Source organism: Luteitalea sp. (assembly GCF_044337415.1).
GTDB lineage: Bacteria > Acidobacteriota > Vicinamibacteria > Vicinamibacterales > Vicinamibacteraceae > Luteitalea.
Genome location: NZ_JBIINP010000242.1, coordinates 1 through 5,643 on the forward strand (window position 1 = coordinate 1; position 5,643 = coordinate 5,643).

General features: G+C 69.0%; 3 protein-coding genes and 1 pseudogene. 2 read left to right on the plus strand and 2 right to left on the minus strand.

What is annotated here, in order from left to right; all coding sequences use genetic code 11:
- A pseudogene (locus ACIRDX_RS20010) lies at positions 1-212 on the minus strand (hypothetical protein); the annotation flags it as partial.
- Positions 213-288: 76 nt separating this feature from the next.
- The gene (locus tag ACIRDX_RS20015) at positions 289-1,545 is read right to left on the minus strand and encodes an exo-alpha-sialidase (RefSeq protein WP_396627203.1); all 1,257 of its coding nucleotides are present in this window, start codon (positions 1,543-1,545) and stop codon (positions 289-291) included.
- A gap of 271 nt (positions 1,546-1,816) precedes the next feature.
- On the opposite strand from ACIRDX_RS20015, the gene ACIRDX_RS20020 reads away from it, so the two are divergent.
- Both ACIRDX_RS20020 and ACIRDX_RS20025 read left to right on the plus strand, forming a co-directional pair.
- Positions 1,817-5,053: a carboxypeptidase regulatory-like domain-containing protein gene (locus ACIRDX_RS20020; protein WP_396627204.1), complete on the plus strand. Its 3,237-nt coding sequence runs from the start codon at positions 1,817-1,819 to the stop codon at positions 5,051-5,053.
- Between the two features lie 13 nt (positions 5,054-5,066).
- Positions 5,067-5,643, plus strand: a 577-nt coding sequence (locus ACIRDX_RS20025; protein WP_396627205.1) for a dihydrodipicolinate synthase family protein, incomplete at its 3' end; no start/stop codon positions are given.

Consider the following 5,643-nt stretch of genomic DNA (forward strand, 5'->3'; position numbering starts at 1 on the left):
GCCATGGCCTTGCCGTTGCGCACCGCGATGTCGTTGCGCCAGATGACGTCGTCGCCGAGCACCACCTCGTGGCCATCGGCACGGAGACGTGCCGCCAGCGCGTCGCGGAACTGCCGCTGCACGGGGGCGAGCGGCTGGCTGAGGAAGTCGCGGCCATCGCCGAAGTCGAGGAGGCCGATGCGGAGGGGGCGGGGTTGGAGGTGGTTGAGCATGGACGGGTAGCGGGTATCGGGTAGCGGGTAGCGGGGAGCGGGTAACGGGGAGCGGGTAACGGGTCGGCTTTCTCGGTCAGCGTCCGGCGTGTCGGAGCCACGCTTCGTCGAACGCGGCGTGCTTGATCGACTTGCGGACGGCGCGGCCCTGCGCGTCGGTCCGCGTCTCGGACTTCGGCGCGAAGTAACTGTAGGTCACATGGATGAGGCCGTCACGGGTCTGCAGGATCGAGGGGTAGTGGTACTGCCCGCGCTCGGGCTCGGGCCACGCGTCGGCATCCCGCTCCAGGTGGCGCGTCGCCGTCCAGGTGCGGCCTTCGTCGGTCGAGAGCGACACGGCCAGGCTGTGCCGGCCGCGCTCGAGATCGTTGTAGACGAGCGCCCAGTGGCCGTTCTTCAGGACGACCACGTCGACGCTGGTGCCGGGATTGGCCAGGTCCATGTCGCGCACCTGCGACCATGTCTCGCCGCGGTCGCGCGACTCGCTCACGTGGATGCGCTTGGGCGGCGGGCCGTTGTCGCGCATGTAGGCCACGATGGTGCCGTCGCGGCGCTGCGCCAGGGCCGGCTGGATGTTGGCGCCCCCGACCAGGGGATCGCTCACCGCCCAGGTGGCGCCGCCATCGTCGGTGATCGCCATGAGGGAACAGTCGAACCCGTCGGAATAGAGGGGCACGATGATGCGCCCATCGGCCAGTTGGAGGGGATGGACGCGCGTCATCCAGCCGAGTCGACGCGTGAGCTTGTCGCCGGCGTCGGCCTTGAGCTTGTCGACGTAGGCCCGCAGCTTCGTGGCGTCCTGCCCGGCCATCGGCGTGGCGGCCAACCGGTCCATGTCACGTCGCATCACGTCGGCGAACCGGTCGCCGGGCGTCAGGTGCATCACCTCGCTGGTCTCCCAGGCAGGGGCCTGCCCCACGGGCCAGCGCGACGCGGTCTTCACCTTCATCAGCGCGGTGTGCCACTCGTTGGCGAGGATGGTCGGCCACAACAGCCAGAGCTTCGCCGACCTGTCCACGAACAACGTGGGGTTGGTGTCGGGATATCCGGGCGTGTCGGCCAGGCGCGCCGGTGCCGTCCAGGTAGCGGCGCCGGCGCGCTGCCAGGCGTACTGCAGTTCGACGTCGTCGGCCGTCCGCTCGCCGGATCCGTGAAACCAGGTGACGAGCAGGTGCCCGTCGGGGTGCTCGACGACGCTCGAGGAATGGTTGTGCCAGTGCTCCAGCGGGAACACGAACTCGGCGTGATGACGGCCGGCCGGCGCCTGGGCGGCCAGTCCGGCGGTGGCGGCAACGACGGCGGCGAGGACCGCGGCCTTCCCCTGACGATGCATGTCGGCTCCCGAGCGCGGCGACCCGCCGAGCCGGGCGGGCACACGCGGGCCTCACGCTAGCCGATCCCGCCCGTGGTTTTCAATCGGACCGCTTCGTTTCAAAAATGGAACGCCCGTCCCAAATTTCAGTTGACACGTCCCACGACCGGGAGTCTGATGGTGCCGCGCCTCGACACGCTGAAAAGGACGGGTGGGCCCGTCCTCCGTCGCATGTCCCCTCCCGTCATGCAGCGGACGCGTGTGAGGCGCTCTCGATTCGAGGACTCTCCCCATGATCAGGATCTGGACACGAGTGCTGCTGTCAGGCGTGCTGGCCGCCCTGGCCGGCGTCGGCGCGGTGCAGGCGCAAACCACGACGGGCACGCTCACGGGCGTGATCCGCGACAGCGACGGCGCGCTGGTGCCCGGCGCCACGGTGAAGGCGACGGCGACGGCCACGGGTGTGGCCCTGATGGCCGTGTCGGACGAGACCGGCCAGTACCTGCTCCGCGGGTTGCCGGTCGGCGCCTACGCGGTGCAGTTCGAACTGGCGGGCTTCCAGACCGTCCAGGTGCCCGACGTGGTCGTCCGCGTGAGTGAGGTCGTGCGTCTCGACGTCGCGCTGAAGGTGGGCAACCTGACCGAGTCGGTGACCGTCAGCGGCATCAGCACGACGGTCGACACGGTCTCGAGCACGTTGAAGACCGTGGTCGACCAGAAGCGCATCGAGGAACTGCCGCTGAACGGCCGCAACCCGACGCAGCTGATGAGCCTGGTGGCGGGCGTGATCCCCGACGTCCGCGCCGACGTGACGTCGGGTGCCACCTACCCGGGCGCGAGCGGCATCACGGCCAACGGGGCCCGCGCCAACTCGACCAACTACATCATGGACGGCGGGTCGAACAACGACCACTACAGCAATGCGTCCAACCCGATGCCCAATCCCGACGCCCTGCAGGAGTTCTCGGTGCAGACCAACTCCTTCAGCGCGCAGTACGGCCGCAACGCCGGCGCCATCGTCAACGCGGTGACCCGCTCGGGCACCAACCAGTTCCGCGGCCTCGGCTTCGGCTACCTGCGCGACTCGTCGATGAACGCCAACAACTTCTTCACGCCAGGCATCGACGATGGCCTGAAGCGCAAGCAGTTCGGCGGCACCTTCGGCGGGCCGATCGTCAAGAACCGGACGTTCTTCTTCGGCTCGTACCAGGGCACGCTGCAGGATCAGCGGCCGGCCGACCTCGTCGCGCTCGTGCCCACGGCTGCGCAGCGCGCGGGCGACTTCACCGGCTACACCCGCGTGCTCCGCGACCCGCTGACGGGCCAGCCGTTCCCGGGCAACATCATCCCGGCCAACCGCATCGACCCGACGTCGGCGCGCATCCTGGCCGAGTCGCTGCCGCTGCCCAACCCGCGCCCGGGCGACCCGGTCAACACGCTGCGCTACTCGCGGCCGGTCAACTCCGACGACCACCAGTACCTGCTGCGCATGGACCACTCGTTCAGCAACAACCACCGCCTGTACGGCCGCTACTGGCTCTCGAAGGCGTCCGTGCCGGAGTACCTCGAGCCGTCCAACGTGCTCACCAGCGCGTTCGGCCGCACGTGGGACAACCAGATCATCTCGCTCAACGACACCTGGGTGATCTCGCCGACGCTGGTCAACAACCTGGTGGTCACCTACAACCGGACCTACAACGACAACTTCCAGGTCAGGTCGCCGTCGTACGCCGACATCGGCATCCCGGGCGTGTACAACGACGCCAATCCGCAGTGGTTCTTCAACGTCGGCGGCTGGTTCGGCATCAACACGGGCGACACCAACCAGTTCAACCGCGACGAGTACCAGTTCGTGAACACGCTGCGCTGGACGAAGGGCCGCCACGAGATCACCGGCGGCATCGACTACAGCTACGGCAAGGGCGACATCATCAACAACTTCCGCGCCAACGGCCGGTACACGTTCAACAACGCCGCCCCCTTCACGACCGACGCGCTGGCCGACTTCCTGCTCGGCAAGTTCCAGTCCTTCGAGCAGGGCGTGGGCGAGTACAAGAACACGCGCTTCCACTATGTGGCGGCCTTCGCCGAGGACGTGTGGCGCCTCAACTCGCGCGTCACGCTCACGGCCGGCCTGCGCTGGGATCCGAACCTGCCGTACACGGACGTCAACGGGCGCCTCGCCGGCTACCGTCCGGGCCAGGAATCGCAGGTCTACACCAACGCGCCGGTGGGCATGCTCTACCCCGGCGACGCGGGCTTCCCCGATGGCGGCTACGACTCCAGTTGGGGGCTGTTCGCGCCGCGCGTCGGCGCCGCGTGGGACGTGACCGGCGACGGCAAGACGAGCCTGCGCGTCGGCTACGGGCTGTTCTACGACAAGCCGAACACGATCACCACCAACAGCGCCGCCACGCAGGGGCCGTTCGGCACCGTCGCGCGCGTCGACGGCAATGCCAACAACAGCATGCGCAACACGTGGGCCGGCAGCACCAACCCGTTCCCGGTGGACATCTTCAACGTGCCGCCCGACGCGCCCGTGGTGCTGCCGTTCAACGCGTTCAGCTATGCCGAGAACATGCGCCCCGGCCTGCTGCACTCGTGGCACGTGACCGGCGAGCGCGAGATCTTCAAGTCGACCATGCTGCGCGTCGCGTACGCGGGGTCCAACGGCGACGGCCTGGCCATCGGCATCGAGCGCAACCCGGCGATCTACAGCGTCGGCGCCACGACGGCCACGACCAACCAGCGCCGGGCCCTCTTCCCCACCTTCGGCAACATCACCAGCATCGAGCCGCTCGGGGAGTCGACGTACCACTCGCTGCAGATCACCGTCGACAAGCGCCTCAGCGGCGGTCTGTCGGTTCTGTCCAACTACACGCTGAGCAAGAGCTTCGACAACACCTCGGCCAACAAGCAGAACGGCTCGACGTCGGTCAACCCCTTCGACCTGTCGTACGACTGGGGCCCGGCCAATGCCGACCGCCGGCATCGCTGGGTGACGTCGGTGCTGTGGCAGATCCCGGGTCGGTACGACAACGCGCTGGTGGGCGCCCTGCTGGCCGACTGGAACATCACCGGTATCTTCACGATCATGAGCGGCCAGCCGTTCACCCCCACCAGCGGCGTCGACAACGCGCGCTCCGGCACCGGCGGACAGTTCGCCGACCGGGTGGGAGACCCGACCCTCTCGAGCGACCGGCCGACGTCCGAGCAGATCGCGCAGTGGTTCAACACGTCGGCCTTCACCGTCAACGCCCTCGGCACCTTCGGCAACGCCGGGCGCAACTCGCTGCGCGGGCCAGACTTCCAGACGCTGGACCTCGGCCTGATGAAGACCTTCACGATCACGAACCGCCTGCGGACGCAGTTCCGGCTCGAGGCGTTCAACGCGCTGAACCGCACCAACTTCAACCTGCCGGAAGGCAACCGCTCGTCGGCCAACTTCGGGCGCATCACCGGCGCGTCCGCGGCCGGCGGCGGCAGCGACCCGCGCATCCTGCAGGTGGCCCTGCGGGTCTGGTTCTAGACGAGGAACAGTCGTGCACGCACGTCCCAGCGGGATCGAGGCCTCCGGGCCTCCGTCCCTCACCGGCCTCTACGCCGCGGCAGTCACTCCCCGGACCGACGACGGCGCGATCGACATGCTCGCCTTCGACCGCGTGCTCGACCTCCTGCTGGCAGCCGGGGTCGAGGGCGTCTGTCTCGGCGGCGCGACCGCCGAGTACCCGCACGCGTCGCGTGAGGAGCGTGTCCGGCTGATTGCGCACGCGGTGCGGCGCGTCGGCAACCGGGGCCTGCTGGTGGGCATCGGGGCCGCGGCGCCCACCGACGTGGTGCCGCTCGGACGCGCGGCGCTCGACGCCGGCGCGCGCGGGGTGCTGCTGTCGATGCCGTTGTTCTTCCGGTACACGCAGGACGACCTCGAAGCCTTCTGCCTCGAGACGGCCGCCGCGATCGGCGGCCCCGTCCTGCTCTACGACCTGCCCTCCTTCACCACACCGCTGGCCACCGACACGATCCTGCGCCTGTTGTCGGGCGCGCCCCACGTGATCGGCATCAAGGACAGCAGCGGACAGGCCGATCGGCTCGGGCCGATCGCCGAGGCGCGGGGCGACC